This window comes from Geothrix oryzisoli (assembly GCF_022808865.1).
Lineage (GTDB): Bacteria > Acidobacteriota > Holophagae > Holophagales > Holophagaceae > Geothrix > Geothrix oryzisoli.
The window spans coordinates 1-15,368 of record NZ_JAKZLB010000002.1 but is presented as its reverse complement, the minus strand read 5'-3'; the positions used below and the strand labels follow the sequence as shown (position 1 = coordinate 15,368).

The window sequence follows — 15,368 nt, the reverse complement described above, 5'->3', positions numbered from 1 at the left end:
CCATCTACTTCAGGTCTTCAAGGGCCTGTCGGGCCAGCGGGCCGACCAGGGGGCCGTCTGGGCCGAGCAGGGTTGCCTGAGGATACTTCAGTGCCTGCCGGAATGCCTGCGTCGCTTCAGCCTGGTAGGCGCTCCCCAGGCGCAGGAAACAGAGGCCCGTGTGGTAGTCCAGGGTGCCCTGGCTCACGCCGCTCACGGTGCTGAGCCGGGCGTCCCGCAGCTGCTCGATGGCCTTGTCGTACTTGCGGAAGTGCATGAGCCCGAGGCCCAGGTTCAGCCGGATGAGGTTGGCCTCGTCGCCCTTGGCGCCGGCGTACAGGAGGCGCAGGTGGGCCAGGACGGCGGGATAGCAGAGGTTCGAGGCGCCGAGGGGGATCTCCAGGGCCTCGGTCTGGACCGGCAGGGTCACGGCCGCCCCGCCCTGGCTGAGGGCGACGGATCCCCTGGCACCTTCGAGCACGCGGCGGAGGGCCTGAATGGAGGGCAGCGGCTTGCCGTCGGCCTGGGTGAGCGCCTTGCCGACCTGGAGGCCGGCCTTCTGGGCGGCCTCGGAGGCGGAGAGCACCCACGGGCCGGGTTCGCCGGGAACCTCGAGGAGGGACAGTCCCAGCCCCGGTTCGTGGAGGGCGGGAACGGCATTGAGGCGCGCGGCCAGAGCCCCCAGCGGGTCCTCTTCCAGGGGTTTGACCAGCAACCGCTCCTCCTCCCCCTCAAGCGTGGCCACCAGCAGTTCGACCTGGTGGACCACCTTGGCGGGCACCGGGGTGGCCAGCAGGATGAGCTCTGCCTCCCGGGAGGCCTTCACCCGCGCGAGGGCCTCTCGGGGCGCCTCACCGGGGCGGGCGGGCAGGAAGGCCACCTGCTGGAGCCGGTCGCCGAGACCCTCGAGGAGGGAGAGCAGCCGGGCCCGGCCCGTGAAGTCGGTCTCGCCTTCCAGGCCCAGGAAGGCCAGGCGGGGCTTGGGGCGGGCATCCACCGTCAGGGCCTTGCCCTCCTCCACGGTGATGCGCTTGGAGAACCCGCCTGCGGGGAAGCGGACCAGCAGATCGTACGGACCCGAGCAGACCGGCAGCTGGGCCACGGGCAGGGGGCCCTGGCTCTGGCCCGAGAGGAAGAGCTCGCCGCCGGGCCAGGCTGAACCGACGGACAGGGTGCCCTTGGAATCGTCGAGGCGGATGGGCTCCAGCGTGTGGTCCGCCCAGGGCGTGGCCAGGTTCGCCTCCATCTCGAGCACCTTGGTGCGATGGCAGGGGGCGCGGAGTTCGAGCTGATGGGGCCCCGCGGCCAGTTCGCTGATCACGAAGGCCTCGGAGAGATCCTCCGGGCGCAGCCCCAGGGGCACGGCCAGGGCCGCCGCCTCGGCTCCCGCCTGACCCTTGGTGCGGCCCAGGCTCCGGCCATCCACCAGGACTTCGGCTCCGCTGGGTTGCACATAGAGGGTGACGGTGGAGGACACGCGCGTGAGCTTGAAGTCCGCGGTCCGGCCCTCTCCGGAGGCCAGGTCGAGGCTCAATTCCACCGAGGCATAGCCCGGGCGGCTGTAGGCCAGTTTGTGCGAACCGAAGGGAAGGAACCGGCGGCCCAGGGGCGGACCGGGGCGGCCGTCCACGGAGAGCGTCCCTCCTTCGGGCGAGTAGCTGAACTTCACCGGGGCGTACTTCTCCGCCTTCAGGCGGTCGAAGAGGGTCGTCAAGCGCTGGGAGGTGAGCGTGCGGTCCACCTCGAAATCCGGATCCAGATCGATGAGGGCCTGGAGGCGCCCCTGGGCCCTCGGCTTGGTCTGCGCATGCCGGTCGTCCAGCACCGCCAGCCAGTTGTAGCTTTCGCACAGCACCTGGGACCAGGCGGGGTCCAGCGTGGCGGCCCTGGGGGCCAGGACGCCGACCACCTGCTCGAAGCGGGCGGTCGCGCCTTCGCGGTCGCCCTGGGTGGCCCAGAGGGCCTTGGCCTGGAGGAAGGTGTCCTTGACGGTCGCATCCTGGGCCCCGAGGCCCAGGCCCAACAGGAACAGGAAGGGGAGGAATCGGCGGATGCGCATGTCAGTTCAACCGGTACAGAAGGTCGTTGCGGCGGTCGCAGAGGATGAGACCACCCGCGTGATCCATGGCAAGGGAGGTGATGCGGCCGCTGATGCCCAGGCTCTTGAAGGTGGCCTGGCGGAGCACGGCGCCCTGGGGGCCGAAGATCACCACGCCCTCGCCGAAGTCGCCCCCCTCGACCAGGGCGGCCACCTGTCCGGCGCCGTCCGAAGCCAGGGCGACCACATACCGGAAGGTGGCCGGAAGGTCCTTGCCATAGGGGACCACCGTGCGGGGCTGGCCGTCGGCATCCAGGAAGAGCAGCTTGCGGTCCGCGTCCGCTGCGATGACCAGGCCGCCCGTGGGCAGGGGCGCCAGGGCATTGGCGGTGGGGGAGGCCACCGGGCGGGAGGTCCCATCGGGACTGAAGACCGTCAGGGCGGGGGTTTTCGCATCGGCCACCCAGAGGGCGCCCCAGCGATCCAGGGCCGCTCCCGAGATGGCGCTGAGTCCGCCCAGAGGCATCGGGGCCGCGACCTGCTCGCGGAGGAGGCCCGTCTTGGCCAGGAGCCAGACCTCGCCCGCAGGCGCGGCGACCATGGCTTTGGCCCCGGGGGCGCCGGCACCGGCGGGGGTCAGCTCGCCCTGATGGAACCGGAAGGCTCGATCCAGGCCGTTCTGGTAGATGAGCAGGTCCCCATCCGCCGCGGTGGCCAGCAGCGTGGGCGTCTTGAGCCACTTCACGCGGCCCGCGGGCCAGACCCCCTCGTTGGCGAGGGGTGGTTTCTGGAGGCGGTGCTTCACACGCACAGCCAGGCGCCATGCGGCTTCCTGGGCCTCGGGACTTCGCGGTGCCGCGGTCCGGAGCTGCTGGAGCAAGCGCAGGCAGCCCGGCAGATCCCCGAGAAGGTCCAGGGTCTCGGCAGCCTCCAGCATGGCCCGGGGCGCGATGGCGGCATCGGGGCGGACGACGAAGGCCTCCACGAACTGGTGGAGGGCGCGGCCCCACTGCCCCTGGTCCCGCCAGGCCCGGCCCAGCCGGAAGCGGGCCTCCGGCACCGCGGGGGCCTCGGGGAACAGGTCGATGACGCGGTTGAACTCCGCCATGGCGTCCTTCAGGTCCGCGGCCCGCCGGGCCTGCCGCGCCAGCAGCGTCCCCCGCAGGAGCAGCCCGTCCGCGGCCTCGGGGGCCCGGAGGTAGTCGCCCTTCAGGCGGTCCAGATAGGGCATGGCCGCCTCGGGCTTGTGCTCCACCTCCACCTGGTGGCGGGCCAGCGCCAGGAGGGCCCGGGGGGCGAATTCGCTCTTGGGGGCGGCCTGGAGCAGCTGGCTCCAGGTGTCCAGGGCCTCCTGGTAGGCCTTGGTCGCATAGGCGCGTTCACCGCTCTGGTACAGCCGCTCCGCCAGGTCGCCCTCCTGGGCCCGGGCGGAGACCTGGACCAGCCCTGGCAGGGCGCAGAGCAGGGCGACCGGGGTGCGGGACCAGGGGGATGCGGGCGACATGGAAGCCTCGGGGCAGAGGAAAAGCATAGCCGCGAGGCGGGTGCCGGGGCGGTTCTGGCGGCGGCCCCCGGGCAAGGGTCCCCCTTCCGGGCCGTCGGTGCTAGCGTCTTAGGCATGCGCGCCGTGGTCCTCGCCTTCCTGGCTGTCCTCGCCCAGGCCCAGCCTCCGGCCTTCGTGGACCAATTGCCCCCCGGGCCCCGGGCCGAGGCCCTGGACATCCTGAACCGGGTGGATTTCGCCTTCGAAACCCGGACCCAGCCGAAACAGGTCCGCCTGGCCACGATGGAAAAGCTGTTCGACCACCCGCGGCTGAGCGCGGCCATGTGGCGGCACTGCCAGTTCGTGCCCGGTTTCTACGCCTTCATCCATCCGGACGGATCCTGGAGCATCGACGATGCCCACGGCCTGAAGGGCACCCTGCGCCTCGTCTACCAGCGCCCGGGCCAGCGGGTGTACCTGGTCGAGGGGGTGGCCGAGAAGGGCCGCCTCAAGACGCCCTTCGCCGTGAGGGCCAAGATGCTCACCTCGTACCGCTACTGGGAAGGCAAGAACGGGTTCGAGACCTACCTCCAGACCTGGACGGCCCTGGATTCCGCACTGCTGGGCGCCATCTCGCGCCCCTTCCGGCCCTACATCAAGCACCGCCAGGATGAGTTCATCGCCTACATCAACGGGAACGTGGCCACCTTCGGGGAGTTCGCCGAGCTGAGCCCCCGGGACTTCTACGCGCCCCTCAAGCGGGATGGCGACGCCATCGCCCTGCGGGACTTCGAGACCCTGTTCCTGAGGAAGTGATGCGAGTCCCCTTCGCGGCGTCGCTCCGGGCCCTGATCCGGCCCACCGGGGCCTTTGCGGGTGCGCCGCCCCCCCTGGGCCGGGCCCTGGTGCGGATGCTGGCCGTGTGGACGCCCCTGGCCCTGGCGAATGCCGGGATGGCGCTCTGGAGGGCCCTCGTGGCCTACGGGGAGCTGCGACGGGGCGGGCCGACGGACTGGCTGGAGCGGCTGCCAGGTGCCGATCCTGAGGTGCTCAGGGAGCTGTTCCGGACCCTGCCGGCCGCGCCCGCCTTCGGCCGGATCTGGCCCTGGCTCCTGCTGATCGTGCCCGTGGGCGTGCTGGGAACCTGGTTCCATCACGCCGTGTGGGACCATACGGGGTTGTGGCTGCTCGGCGGCCTGAAAGAACGGCGCGGTTTCCGGACCAGCCTGCTGGCCGAGGCGGAGGCTCTGCGCATCACGGCCCTGGGCACCCTGGCCGGGCTGCTGGGCTTCGTGCCGGTCCTGGGCGTTGTGCTGGCGTTGCCGCTGTGGCTGCTGGACGGTTACCTGTGGCTCTTCCGCGGCTTCGCGCTGGCGGCCCGGCATGGGTGCGAGCCCTGGCGGGGGGTGGCGGCCACGGTGCTCCACGCGATCCTGCTGGCCACCTGCGCCCTGGGGCTGGCGGCGACGATGGTGGTGCTGCTGCGGACGGCCTCATGAGACGGGTGCCCTGGCTCGCCCTGGCCGGCCTGGCCCTGGCCCTGGGAGTCTGGCTGGCGGGATCCCTGGTCCCCTTTGCGGGCCTGCTGCCGGGCTGCGCCTTCAAGCGGGTCACGGGAGTGGCCTGCGCCACCTGCGGGCTCACCCGGGGCATCCTCGCCCTGAGCCAGGGCCATTGGCGCGAGGCCCTCCACTGGTATCCGGCCCTGGCGCTCCTGGCTGCCGCGGCGCCGGTGGCAGGCCTCTGGGACCTGGGCCGGGCCTGGCGCGGGGACCCCTATCCACCCCTGCCGGCCTCCCGGGGCGCGCGGTTCGGGGTCTGGTTCCTGCTCGCGGGGATCTGGGCGCTCCAGGTGGCCAGGGGGATCTAGATCACGGGATGGGGCCCTGGTTTTGCCATGGGCCTCCAGTCCGGTCATGCTGTCAGCACGCATCACCGGAGTCCCACCATGTTCCAGAAACTCCTGGATCGGCTGATCGAACAGGTGCCCGAGGCCCTGGCCGCCACCTTCAACGATCACGACGGGGATCCCATCTGCTCCCGCACGATCCAGGTTTCCAACGAGGGGCTGCAGCTCCTGGGCGCCTACCAGCACGTGGTGAAGCGGCACCTCCAGCAGGCGGTGGAGGAGTTCGACCGCGGCGAGGTCAAGCAGGTGGTCTTCGCCACGGATCAGCACTGGATCCTGATGATGGGCGCCAAGGAGCAGTGCACGCTGGTGCTGGTGATGCAGCGGGAGGGCCTGCTGGGCCGCGCCCGGTTCTACATGGAGCAGGCCGTCCAGGCCCTGAATCAGGAACTGTAGGGAGCTCGGATGGAACGCTTCATCGGCTTGGCCGGGATCGTGGCCTTCATGGCCATTGCGTACGCGCTGTCGCACAAGCGCAGCGCCATCCACTGGCGCACCATCGGCTGGGGGCTCTGCCTCCAGTGGATCTTCGCCCTGGTGGTGCTGAAGGGATCGGCGATCGCGGGCCTGCTGGCGTTCCTGCCCTTCCCGAAGGGCGCCGGCTGGGTGGTGCTGCTCCTGATGTTCACCCCCATGCTGCTGCGGAGGTTCGCCTCCTACGAGAACAAGGCCCTCAACTGGGGCCTGTTCGGGGTCATCGTCCTGGGCCTGCTCCGGGGGAACCTGGTGGGTTCGACCTTCGACCAGATGCGCATCGTGGTGGAACACCTCATGGCCTACGCCCACGAGGGCGCCAGCTTCGTGTTCGGCTCGCTCTCCGACGGTCCCGGTGGCAAGGTGGGCATGGTGTTCGCCTTCGCCGTGCTGCCCACCATCATCTTCGTCGCCTCCATCTTCGCGGTGCTCTACTACGTGGGCGTCATGCAGTGGGTCGTGAGCGCGGCGGCCCGGGCCATGGGCCGCTTCCTCAAGGTGTCGGGCGCCGAGAGCGTGAGTGTGGCCGCCAGCATCCTCATGGGCCAGACCGAGGCGCCCCTGACCATCCGCCCCTTCCTGGCCCGCATGACCCGGAGCGAGCTGATGCTGATCATGACGGCGGGCATGGCCCACGTCTCCGGCAGCATCATGGTGGCCTACGTCCAGGTGGCCCACGTGGACATCGTGCACCTGCTCACCGCCGTGATCATGACGGCCCCCGGCGCGGTGATGATGGCCAAGCTCCTGGAACCCGAGACCGAAACCCCGGAAACCGCCGGCGAAGTGAAGGTGGACATCCCCAACCATGATGCGAACGTGCTGGATGCGGCCGCCCGCGGGGCCTTCGAAGGCGGCCAGCTGGCCTTCAACGTGGCGGTCATGCTGATCGCCTTCATCGCCCTGATCTACCTGCTCAACGGCCTGATGAAGGCCATCCATCCGGGGTTCAGCCTGGAGTTGGTGCTGGGCACGGTGTTCAAGCCTTTCGCCTACCTGATGGGCGTGCCCTGGATCGAGGCGGGGCAGGTGGGTTCCCTGCTGGGCAAGCGCATGGTGGTGAACGAGTTCGTGGCCTTCCTCGACCTGGGTGCCATGACGAACTTGTCCACCAAGGCGCGGCTGGTGTCCACCTTCGCCCTGTGCGGCTTCGCCAACTTCAGCAGCATCGCCATCCAGGTGGGCGGCATCGGCGCCCTGGTGCCGGAGCGTCGGGGCGATCTGGCCCGCCTGGGCCTGCGGGCCATGCTGGCCGGCACCCTGGCCAATTTCCTCAGCGCCTGCATCGCGGGGATCCTGAGCTAGGAACTTGGGGCCGAAGCCACGGCCTTCAGTGGACGGTCTCCAGGTTCTCCGCCCCGTCTCTGGGGGGCTCGATGCCCCGCCAGCCGGCCTTCCAGGCGAGGTTGAGGAGGATGCCGAGGGTGATGTAGGCCGCGAAGAAGCCGACGAAGAAGCGCTGCCGGAGGAGGATCATCAGCGCGAAGATCAGGACGATGCTCAGGCTGGTCAGCATGGCGGCCCGGGGGCTGCCGGCCCGCTTCTTGAAGCTGGGGAAGCGGATCGTGGACACCATCAGGAGGCCCACGAGGAAGAGTTCCGCGGCCAGGGCGTAGGCCTGGAGAGAGGCGGCCGGCGGCGTGGGCCGCCAGATGATCACCGAGGCCACGCAGGCGGCGCCGGCGGGGATGGGCAGGCCCACGAAGTAGCGAGGATCCACGGCCCCCACCTGCACGTTGAAGCGGGCCAGGCGCAGGGCGCCGCAGGCCGTGAAGACGAAGCAGGCGGCCCAGCCGGCGGCCCGCAGGTTGGGGTCGTGGATGCCCAGGTGGAAGAAGCCGTAGCGGTAGGCGAGGATGGCCGGTGCCATGCCGAAGCTGACCACGTCCGCCAGGCTGTCCAGCTGCACGCCGAATTCCGTGGCCGTGTTGGTGGCCCGGGCCACGCGCCCGTCCAGGCCATCGAAGATCCCCGCCAGCACCAGCAGGCCGGCGGCCCACAGGAAGTAGCGCTCCGGAGTGGCCCCGGCGGCGTTGATGGACATGACCACGCTGGAAAACCCGCAGAAGATCGAGGCCATGGTGATGCTGGAAGGCAGCACGAACATGGAGCGCCGCATGGCGCGCTTCCGGCGGTCGCGGCGTTCCTCAGGGCTCAAACGGGGTCGCATGGCCCCATTTTCTCACATCCAGGCGAGTCCCGTGCCCGCTGATTGGGGAGGGTATCCTGACACCCTTCGGAGGACGGCTTGAAGCAGGTGGTGGTGATCGGCGGCGGGCACGCCGGAATTGTCCCGACTCCGCGGCTCCGCGAAGCGGAACGCGGGAGCAGGCGACTAGATGTCGCCTGCGATAGGAGGGAGGCCTCGATCCTCTGGATGGGACCAGACCTAGAGGTGGTGCGGTGAAGCAGATAGTGGTCATTGGCGGCGGGCATGCCGGAATCGAGGCGGCGCACATCGCCGCCCGCATGGGCATGGCCACGACGCTGCTCACCATGAACCTCGACCAGATCGGCCAGATGAGCTGCAACCCCAGCATCGGCGGGGTGGGCAAGGGCCACATGGTGCGGGAACTGGACGCCCTGGGCGGGGCCATGGGCCGCCTCATCGACGCCACGGGCATCCACTTCCGCATCCTCAACGAGAGCCGGGGCGTGGCCGTCCGCGGACCCCGGGCCCAGGCGGACAAGGTGAAGTACCGCATCGCCGCCCGCCACCTGCTGGAGCACGCGCCGAACCTGCGCCTCCGCCAGGGGACCGCCGCGGCCCTCCTCTGGACCGAAGGCACCCGGGGGCTGAAGGGCGTCGAACTGCTGGATGGTTCCGTCCTGCCCTGCGATGCCGTGGTCGTCACCAGCGGAACCTTCCTCAATGGACGCATTCTCATTGGCGAACGCCGAATGGAGGCGGGCCGGGCCGGGGAACCCGCCAGCACCCATCTGGCGGAACAGCTGAAGAGCCTGGGGCTCCGGTGCCGCCGGCTGAAGACCGGTACGAGCCCGCGGCTGGCGCGGGCCTCGATTGACTTCCACCGCCTGGAGGTCCAGCCTGGCGACGCCCCGCCCCGTCCCTTCAGCTTCTTCAGCCCTGGCATCCCCCAGCCGCAGGTGCCCTGCCACATCGTCCACACGACCGCGGAGACCGAGGCCATCGTGCGGGAGAATCTCCCGAAATCCAGCCTCTACGGTGGCCACATCGAGGGCGTCGGCCCCCGCTACTGCCCTTCCATCGAGGACAAGTTCGTGAAGTTCCCCGACAAGGGGCGCCACCAGATCTTCGTCGAGCCGGAAAGCCTGGAGACCGAGGAGATCTACCTGGCGGGCCTGTCCACCTCCATGCCGCCGGAGGTGCAGCTCCGGATGGTCCGCAGCCTGCCCGGGTTCGAGGTCGCCGAGATCCTGCGCCCCGGCTATGCCATCGAGTACGACAGCTTCGACCCTCTGCAGCTGCGGCGGGACCTGGCCGTGGACGAGGTGGAGGGCGTCTGGTTCGCGGGCCAGATCAACGGCACCACGGGGTACGAGGAGGCCGCGGGCCAGGGGCTCCTCGCCGGCCTCAACGCCGTGCGCTGGCTCCGGGGACAGGAACCCGTGATCCTTGGGCGGGACCAGGCCTATCTGGGCGTGATGGTCGACGACCTCGTCACCAAGGGCACGGACGAGCCCTACCGCATGCTGACGGCCCGGGCGGAACACCGCCTGGGCCTGGCTTGCGACGTGGCGGACGCCCGGCTCCTGGCTGTGGCCAGGGAGATCGGGGCGCTGACCTCGCGGGAGCTGGCCCTGGTGGAGGCCAAGGTCGAGCGGCGGGAGCGGCTGCGGACCCAATGCGACGCCGCCTGGGTGACCCAGACCAGCCCCTTCGGCCCCATCGCCACCGGGGCCGGTCTCCGGTTGGATGCGGGCCTGGCCCTGTCGGACCTGCTGCGCCGCCAGCAGATGGGGCCTGCCGAGGCCGACGTCTGCCTGGCCCTTCTGGAGGGGTGGGCCGAGCCGCAGGGTGGCTGGAACCCCGCCTGGGAGCGGGACCTGCTGCTCTTCGACCTGCGCTACGCCCCCTACCGGGACCGGGAGGCCCGCCTGCTGGAGGGTCACCGGGCCTGGGACCATGTGCGGATCCCGGCGGACTTCCGCCTGGAGCACCTTCATGGGCTTTCTCGAGAAGTGTTGGAAAAGCTGACATTGCATCGCCCCGAGACCCTTGGACAGGCCAGCCGGATCCCCGGCGTCACCCCGGCGGCCGTGACCCTGCTGCACCTGCATATTCATCGCTCTGAGCGCATATAGTTTTTTGTGATTTTATCCTTGAGCTTCCATGTAACTGGAGGCTTAAGCTGGGGCTGTTCGTCTTTGGGAGGTTCCCATGTCGACCGTCGCCGACTTTCGCCCCACCCCGGCCCCCGCGCCCTCGGCTCAGCGTCTGCTGAAGATCGGCCAGCTCGCCGCCCGCTCGGGTCTGACCGCCCGGAACCTGCGCTTCTACGCGGACGCAGGCGTCTTCGGCGACCTGCCCCGGTCGCCCAAGGGGTATCGCCTCTTCCCCCCGCAGGCCATCCAGTGGGTGCGGATCCTGAAGGCCTCCCAGGCCGCGGGCTTCACGCTGGACGAAATCCAGGAGCTGCTGCGGGCCCTGCGTCAGGACAGCGCCCCCTGCGCCCATGTGCGCGACGCCCTGGGTGGCAAGCTCCGTGTCCTGGAAAGCAGGCTGGCTGAGATCCAGCTGCTGGTGGAGATCCTCCGCATCACCCTGGGGACGCCGGACGGTCAGAGCAGCGATCTCGGCTGCAACCTGATGGAGACCCTGCTCAACGAAGCCGAACGCCTGCCCGCGCTCACGGAACTGCGGGCCTGAACCCACCGGAGAACCCATGACTACCGAAATCTACCGCGTGACCGGCATGACCTGCGGCGGCTGTGTCCGCCACGTCGACAAGGCGATCCGCACCACCCCCGGTGTCGCGGAAGTGGCCGTGGACCTGGCCAGCGGAACGGCCAAGGTGACCGGCACCGCCAGCTTCGAGGCACTGTCCGCCAAGGTGGCCGAGGCGGGCTACCAGATGGACCGGGCCTAGGCCCATCCAGGCACCGCGATGAGCACGGAGACCTTTACTGTCACCGGCATGACCTGCGCCTCCTGCGTGCGGCATGTGGAGAAGGCCTTGGCGGAGACCCCGGGCGTCCGGGCGGCCTCTGTCAACCTCGCCACGGCCACCGCCACGGTGGAGGGCGAAGCCACCTTCGAAACCCTGGCCGCCCAGGTCGAGGCGGCGGGGTACGGCCTCGGTCGGCCCCAGCCCGACCAGGCGGTGGCGCGGGCCGAGGATGACCCGGCCCCGGCCCGGAACCGGATGGTCATCGCCCTGGTGCTGACGGCCCCCTTCCTGGTAGCCATGGTCCCCGGTCTGGGGATCCACCTGCCGGGTTGGCTCCAGGCGCTGCTGTCCGCCCCGGTGGTCTTCTGGGCGGGCTGGGGCTTCTTCCGCCGGGCGGCCCGCCAGGGGCGGCACGGTCAGGCCTCCATGGACACCCTCATCGCCCTGGGGTCCGGCGTGGCCTGGTCCTTCGCGGTGGCGGAGTGGCTCCGTGGCGTCCACCACCTCAGCTTCGAGACGGCCGCCGCGCTGGTGGCCTTCCTGCTCACCGGCAAGTACCTGGAGAGCCGCGCCAAGTCCAGGGCCACGGATGCCCTGAAGGAGCTGCTGGCTCTGGCCCCGCCCACCGCCCTGCGCCTCGGGCCGGACGGAACCGTGACCGAGGTGCCGGTGGCCGATCTGCGCCCCGGCGACCGCGCCCGTGTGCTGCCGGGCCATGCGGTGCCTGCGGATGGCCGGGTGACCGGAGGCCGGGCGGAAGTGGACGAGGCCATGCTCACGGGCGAGCCCCTGCCGGTCCCGAAGGGCCCGGGGGAGGGCCTGGTGGCCGGGACCGTGGTTCACGGCTCGGCGCTCGAAATGGAGGTCCAGGCCGTGGGCGCGGATACCCAGCTGGCGCGCATGGCCCAGCTCGTGGCCCAGGCCCAGGGCTCCAAGGCCCCGGCCCAGGATCTGGCGGACCGCATCAGCGCCGTCTTCGTACCGGCGATCCTGGTCCTGGCCGTGCTGACTCTGGCGGGCTGGTGGGTGGCCACGGGCACCCTGGCCTCGGCCTGGCGGCCGGCCGTCACCCTCCTGGTGATCGCGTGCCCCTGCGCCCTCGGCCTTGCCACGCCGGTGGCGGTGATGGTGGGCCTGGGTTCCGCCGCGCGTAAGGGGGTGCTGGTCCGCGATGCGGCGGCGCTGGAGGCCCTGGGCCAGGCCACGGACCTGGCCTTCGATAAGACCGGGACCCTCACGGAAGGACGGCCGAGACTCCGTCGGGTCGTGGTGATCTCGGACCTGGCAGAAGCGCAGCTGCTGGAGCTCGCTGCCAGCCTGGAGCGGGATTCCGAACATCCCATCGCCCGCGGGTTGATGGCGGCCCACGGCGGGGCCCTGAAGCCGGTGGCGGCCTTCCGCACCCATCCGGGCGGGGGCGTCAGCGGCGAGATCGACGGAACCCCCTGGCGGCTCGGCAGCGCGGCGTTCCTGGGGGCGACCTTCCCCTTGGTGGATGAGGACGGCACTGCCGTGGGGTTGGCGGACGCGTCCGGATTGAAGGGTGTGTTCGTGCTGGGCGACCGGCTGCGGGCCGAGAGCCCCGCGGTGGTGGGGCAGCTGGCGAAGCAGGGCCTCCGCCTCCATCTGTTCACGGGAGACCGGGCCGAGCCCGCGGCGCGGATGGCCGAGGCCGTGGGCATCGCTTCCGTGGCCGCGGGGTTGCGGCCTGAGGGGAAACTGACCCGCATCCGGGAGCTCCAGGCTCAGGGCGCCGTGGTGGGCTTCGTCGGCGATGGCGTGAACGACGCGCCGGCCTTGGCCCAGGCGGACTGCGGCATCGCCATGGGGTCCGGGGCCGGCGAGCAGGGCACCGGTGCGGCCATGGCGGCGGCGCCGCTGGTGCTGTTGCGGCCGGGGCTGGAGCCCATCCTGGCCGCCCGCCGCCTCGCCCTGCGGACCCACCGCGTGATCCGCCAGAATCTGGGGTGGGCTTTCGGCTACAACCTGGTGCTGGTGCCGCTGGCCGCCTCCGGCCAGCTGGAGCGGTTCGGCGGGCCCATGCTGGCGGGGCTGGCCATGGGCCTGAGCTCGCTCACCGTGGTGCTGAACGCCCTGAGGCTCCGCCGCTAGAGCCCCTTTACCAGGTCCTTCAGGTAGGCGGTGAAATCGCCGCGCAGGTCGTCCCGCTTGAGGGCGAACTCCACATTGGCCTTCAGGTAGTCGAGCTTGTTCCCGGTGTCGAAGCGCTTGGCGGGGATGGGTGCGGCCACCAGGCGTCCCTCCCGGGCCAGGATCGCCAGAGCATCCGTGAGCTGGTACTCGCCGCCGACGCCGGGCTTCAGGGCGGCGAGGTGCTCGAACACCCGGGGTTCCAGGACGTAGCGCCCCACGACGGCCCAGCGGCTGGGGGCGTCCACCGGATTCGGTTTCTCGACAATCGCTGTCACATCCCAGATCGGCTCGTTCTTCCCGGGGGCGCTGACGATGCCGTAGCGGGAGACATGCTCCAGCGGGACCTCCTGGACGCCCACGATGGACTTTCCGGTGGTCTGGTAGGCCGTGATGAGGGCATCCAGGGCCGAGTCTCGCTCATCGAAGACGTCGTCGCCCAGGAGCAGGGCAAAGGGCTCGTCGCCCACCGCATGGCGGGCGCACAGCACCGCGTGGCCGAGCCCGAGGGGTTCGCCCTGGCGCACATAGGCGAACTGCGCGAGGTGGGTGATGTCGCGCACCAGATCCAGATCCTCCTGCTTCCCGCGGCGGCGGAGGGTGTCCTCGAGCTCGTAGGCGACGTCGAAGTGGTTCTCGATGGCGCCCTTGCCGCGCCCGGTCACGAGGACAATGCTCTCCACGCCAGCCCGGATGGCCTCCTCCACCACGTACTGGATCACCGGCGTGTCCACCAGGGGGAGCATCTCCTTGGGCTGTGCCTTGGTGGCGGGCAGGAAGCGGGTGCCCAGGCCGGCGACGGGAATGACGGCTTTGCGAAGGGTCTTCATGGCGGCTCCAAAGGTCATGATGGCCTAAGATGACTGAAACAAGAGAGGCCGGGATGGAATCGCACGACCTGTGGCGGCAGATGACGGGACACCCGATGGCGGGCTGGCGCTTCGCGGAGGATGTGGCCCTGCCCCTGTCGCTCGCGCCCGGCCGCCTGCTCTGGTGCGGAATCGGCGGCTCCCTGCTGCCTGCGGATGCCCTCATCCACGCCCTCGCCGGGGCCTCGCTGCGCCATCGGTGGCAGCCGCTGGCCTCTCCCGAATCCAACGGGCTGCGGCTGGAACCCGAGGATCAGCTGGTGTTCGCCTCCAAGAGTGGCCGGACCCTGGAACTCTGGACCTGGATCGGGCGGCTGCGGGCCCAGAACGGCTGGGGCCGCTGGCGCCAGGCGCCGATCGCCATCACCCAGGATGATGAGAATCCCCTGGCCCAGCTGGCGCGGGCGGAGGGCTGGACATTGCTGCCCATTCCCGAGCAGGTGGGGGGGCGTTATTCGGCTTTCACGGCCATCGGCGCGCTGCCGCTGCGCTGGGCGGGCCTCGACCCCTGCCGGTTCCTCGCGGGGGCCCGTGAGGTGGTCGCGCAGACGGAGCAGGAGCGGGGCATCTGGGGCGCGCGCGTGTGGGAGATGGTGCGCGCGTTCTCCGGCGGATTCGTGCGCGGCACGGATCAGTGGGTGCTGCTGCCCTATGCCACGCGGCTGGAGACGGTGGGCGCCTGGTGGGTGCAGCTGGTTGCGGAGAGCCTGGGCAAACAAGCGGCGGATGGCAGCCGACGGGGACTCACGCCCATCCGCGCCATCGGCCCGCAGGACCAGCATGCCCAGCTGCAGCGGTGGCTGGACGGCCCGCGCAACGTGGGTGTGGTGCTGGTGACCGTGGGCCACGATCACGCGACGGAACCCTCTGATCCGCCGCCGCAGTGCCCGTTCACAGGATTGGGGCGCTGGGGTGGCGAGGACATTCTGCGGGCGCAGGCGGAGGGCACGCGCGAAGCGCTGGAAGGCGCGGGCCTTTCGGTGGTGCATTGGCATCTGGATGCCCTTGATGAAGCGTCGCTGGGGGCTTTCCTCATGGCCTGGCAGCTGGTGGTGGGACTGTCCGGGATGGCGTTGGAAGTGGACCCCTTCAACCAGCCCGCAGTGGAGTCGGGCAAGCGCCGGACGCTCCTGAAACTGGGGATTTCCTAGGGATTGCCAGGGGATTTCTCCATAGATGTAACGTTGGCGCGTGCCTCCTGAAAAATTTCCGCTTGCGCTGCGACACTCCCCTGGTAATCTAAACGTCCTGCGCAGTTGAGGCTGCGGGGTGCTGGAAGGGGCCGAGAGGCGACTTCGGACTGTGCGGAAGCGCGGTGGGCGTCTTTGAAAACCGGATAGAAGATAGGAAGCCTTTGAGGGTTCCATGGAGC

Annotated in this window: 14 protein-coding genes; 10 read left to right on the top strand and 4 right to left on the bottom strand. The window is 70.3% G+C overall.

What is annotated here, in order from left to right; all coding sequences use genetic code 11:
* Positions 1–4: 4 nt before the first annotated feature.
* Both MLE43_RS04825 and MLE43_RS04820 read right to left on the bottom strand, forming a co-directional pair.
* Positions 5–2,038: a hypothetical protein gene (locus MLE43_RS04825; protein ID WP_243302345.1), complete on the bottom strand. Its 2,034-nt coding sequence runs from the start codon at positions 2,036–2,038 to the stop codon at positions 5–7.
* Between the two features lies 1 nt (position 2,039).
* Positions 2,040–3,521 (bottom strand): tetratricopeptide repeat protein, encoded by a 1,482-nt coding sequence (locus MLE43_RS04820; protein ID WP_243302344.1) that lies wholly within the window; start codon positions 3,519–3,521, stop codon positions 2,040–2,042.
* 114 nt (positions 3,522–3,635) lie between these two features.
* Here MLE43_RS04820 and MLE43_RS04815 point away from each other — a divergent pair, with 114 nt between their 5' ends.
* The 5 genes from MLE43_RS04815 to MLE43_RS04795 all read left to right on the top strand — a co-directional run bounded on the left by MLE43_RS04815 (position 3,636) and on the right by MLE43_RS04795 (position 7,188).
* Positions 3,636–4,316: a hypothetical protein gene (locus MLE43_RS04815; RefSeq protein WP_243302343.1), complete on the top strand. Its 681-nt coding sequence runs from the start codon at positions 3,636–3,638 to the stop codon at positions 4,314–4,316.
* A complete protein-coding gene (locus MLE43_RS04810) occupies positions 4,316–4,999 on the top strand; it encodes a hypothetical protein (protein WP_243302342.1) in 684 nt (227 codons plus the stop codon). The genes MLE43_RS04815 and MLE43_RS04810 overlap by 1 nt, the downstream gene beginning before the upstream one ends.
* Complete coding sequence (locus MLE43_RS04805; protein ID WP_243302341.1) at positions 4,996–5,370, top strand: DUF2752 domain-containing protein; 375 nt, start codon at positions 4,996–4,998, stop codon at positions 5,368–5,370. The genes MLE43_RS04810 and MLE43_RS04805 overlap by 4 nt, the downstream gene beginning before the upstream one ends.
* 78 nt (positions 5,371–5,448) lie before the next feature.
* Complete coding sequence (locus MLE43_RS04800; protein ID WP_243302340.1) at positions 5,449–5,805, top strand: roadblock/LC7 domain-containing protein; 357 nt, start codon at positions 5,449–5,451, stop codon at positions 5,803–5,805.
* 9 nt (positions 5,806–5,814) lie between these two features.
* Entirely contained in the window at positions 5,815–7,188 is a 1,374-nt protein-coding gene (locus MLE43_RS04795) for a NupC/NupG family nucleoside CNT transporter (RefSeq protein WP_243302339.1), read from the top strand.
* A 25-nt stretch (positions 7,189–7,213) separates the two neighbouring features.
* Here MLE43_RS04795 and pssA read toward each other — a convergent pair whose 3' ends face one another.
* A complete protein-coding gene (pssA, locus tag MLE43_RS04790; protein ID WP_243302338.1) occupies positions 7,214–8,053 on the bottom strand; it encodes a CDP-diacylglycerol--serine O-phosphatidyltransferase in 840 nt (279 codons plus the stop codon).
* A gap of 233 nt (positions 8,054–8,286) precedes the next feature.
* On the opposite strand from pssA, the gene mnmG reads away from it, so the two are divergent.
* The 4 genes from mnmG (at position 8,287) to MLE43_RS04760 (ending at position 13,088) form a co-directional block, all read left to right on the top strand.
* Positions 8,287–10,170 carry a tRNA uridine-5-carboxymethylaminomethyl(34) synthesis enzyme MnmG gene (mnmG, locus tag MLE43_RS04785; RefSeq protein ID WP_243302337.1) on the top strand — a complete coding sequence of 628 codons (1,884 nt, stop codon included), beginning with the start codon at positions 8,287–8,289 and terminating at the stop codon, positions 10,168–10,170.
* Between the two features lie 76 nt (positions 10,171–10,246).
* Positions 10,247–10,735 (top strand): MerR family transcriptional regulator, encoded by a 489-nt coding sequence (locus MLE43_RS04780; protein ID WP_243302336.1) that lies wholly within the window; start codon positions 10,247–10,249, stop codon positions 10,733–10,735.
* Between the two features lie 16 nt (positions 10,736–10,751).
* Positions 10,752–10,955 carry a heavy-metal-associated domain-containing protein gene (locus MLE43_RS04775; protein WP_243302335.1) on the top strand — a complete coding sequence of 68 codons (204 nt, stop codon included), beginning with the start codon at positions 10,752–10,754 and terminating at the stop codon, positions 10,953–10,955.
* Between the two features lie 18 nt (positions 10,956–10,973).
* Positions 10,974–13,088, top strand: coding sequence for a heavy metal translocating P-type ATPase (locus MLE43_RS04760; RefSeq protein ID WP_275976077.1), 2,115 nt, complete (start codon positions 10,974–10,976; stop codon positions 13,086–13,088).
* On the opposite strand, the gene galU is transcribed toward MLE43_RS04760, so the two are convergent.
* Entirely contained in the window at positions 13,085–13,957 is an 873-nt protein-coding gene (gene galU, locus MLE43_RS04755; RefSeq protein WP_243302333.1) for a UTP--glucose-1-phosphate uridylyltransferase GalU, read from the bottom strand. The genes MLE43_RS04760 and galU overlap by 4 nt on opposite strands.
* 53 nt (positions 13,958–14,010) lie before the next feature.
* Here galU and MLE43_RS04750 point away from each other — a divergent pair, with 53 nt between their 5' ends.
* Entirely contained in the window at positions 14,011–15,147 is a 1,137-nt protein-coding gene (locus MLE43_RS04750) for a hypothetical protein (RefSeq protein WP_243302332.1), read from the top strand.
* Positions 15,148–15,368: the final 221 nt, after the last annotated feature.

Bases quoted from the DNA above. Each gene is read 5' to 3' on its own strand.
- MLE43_RS04815 (WP_243302343.1), top strand. From the start codon at position 3,636: ATGCGCGCCGTGGTCCTCGCCTTCCTGGCTGTCCTCGCCCAGGCCCAG.
- MLE43_RS04810 (WP_243302342.1), top strand. From the start codon at position 4,316: ATGCGAGTCCCCTTCGCGGCGTCGCTCCGGGCCCTGATCCGGCCCACC.
- MLE43_RS04775 (WP_243302335.1), top strand. From the start codon at position 10,752: ATGACTACCGAAATCTACCGCGTGACCGGCATGACCTGCGGCGGCTGT.
- MLE43_RS04760 (WP_275976077.1), top strand. From the start codon at position 10,974: ATGAGCACGGAGACCTTTACTGTCACCGGCATGACCTGCGCCTCCTGC.
- galU (WP_243302333.1), bottom strand. From the start codon at position 13,957: ATGAAGACCCTTCGCAAAGCCGTCATTCCCGTCGCCGGCCTGGGCACC.
- pssA (WP_243302338.1), bottom strand. From the start codon at position 8,053: ATGCGACCCCGTTTGAGCCCTGAGGAACGCCGCGACCGCCGGAAGCGC.
- MLE43_RS04750 (WP_243302332.1), top strand. From the start codon at position 14,011: ATGGAATCGCACGACCTGTGGCGGCAGATGACGGGACACCCGATGGCG.
- MLE43_RS04800 (WP_243302340.1), top strand. From the start codon at position 5,449: ATGTTCCAGAAACTCCTGGATCGGCTGATCGAACAGGTGCCCGAGGCC.
- MLE43_RS04780 (WP_243302336.1), top strand. From the start codon at position 10,247: ATGTCGACCGTCGCCGACTTTCGCCCCACCCCGGCCCCCGCGCCCTCG.
- MLE43_RS04825 (WP_243302345.1), bottom strand. From the start codon at position 2,038: ATGCGCATCCGCCGATTCCTCCCCTTCCTGTTCCTGTTGGGCCTGGGC.
- MLE43_RS04795 (WP_243302339.1), top strand. From the start codon at position 5,815: ATGGAACGCTTCATCGGCTTGGCCGGGATCGTGGCCTTCATGGCCATT.
- MLE43_RS04820 (WP_243302344.1), bottom strand. From the start codon at position 3,521: ATGTCGCCCGCATCCCCCTGGTCCCGCACCCCGGTCGCCCTGCTCTGC.
- MLE43_RS04805 (WP_243302341.1), top strand. From the start codon at position 4,996: ATGAGACGGGTGCCCTGGCTCGCCCTGGCCGGCCTGGCCCTGGCCCTG.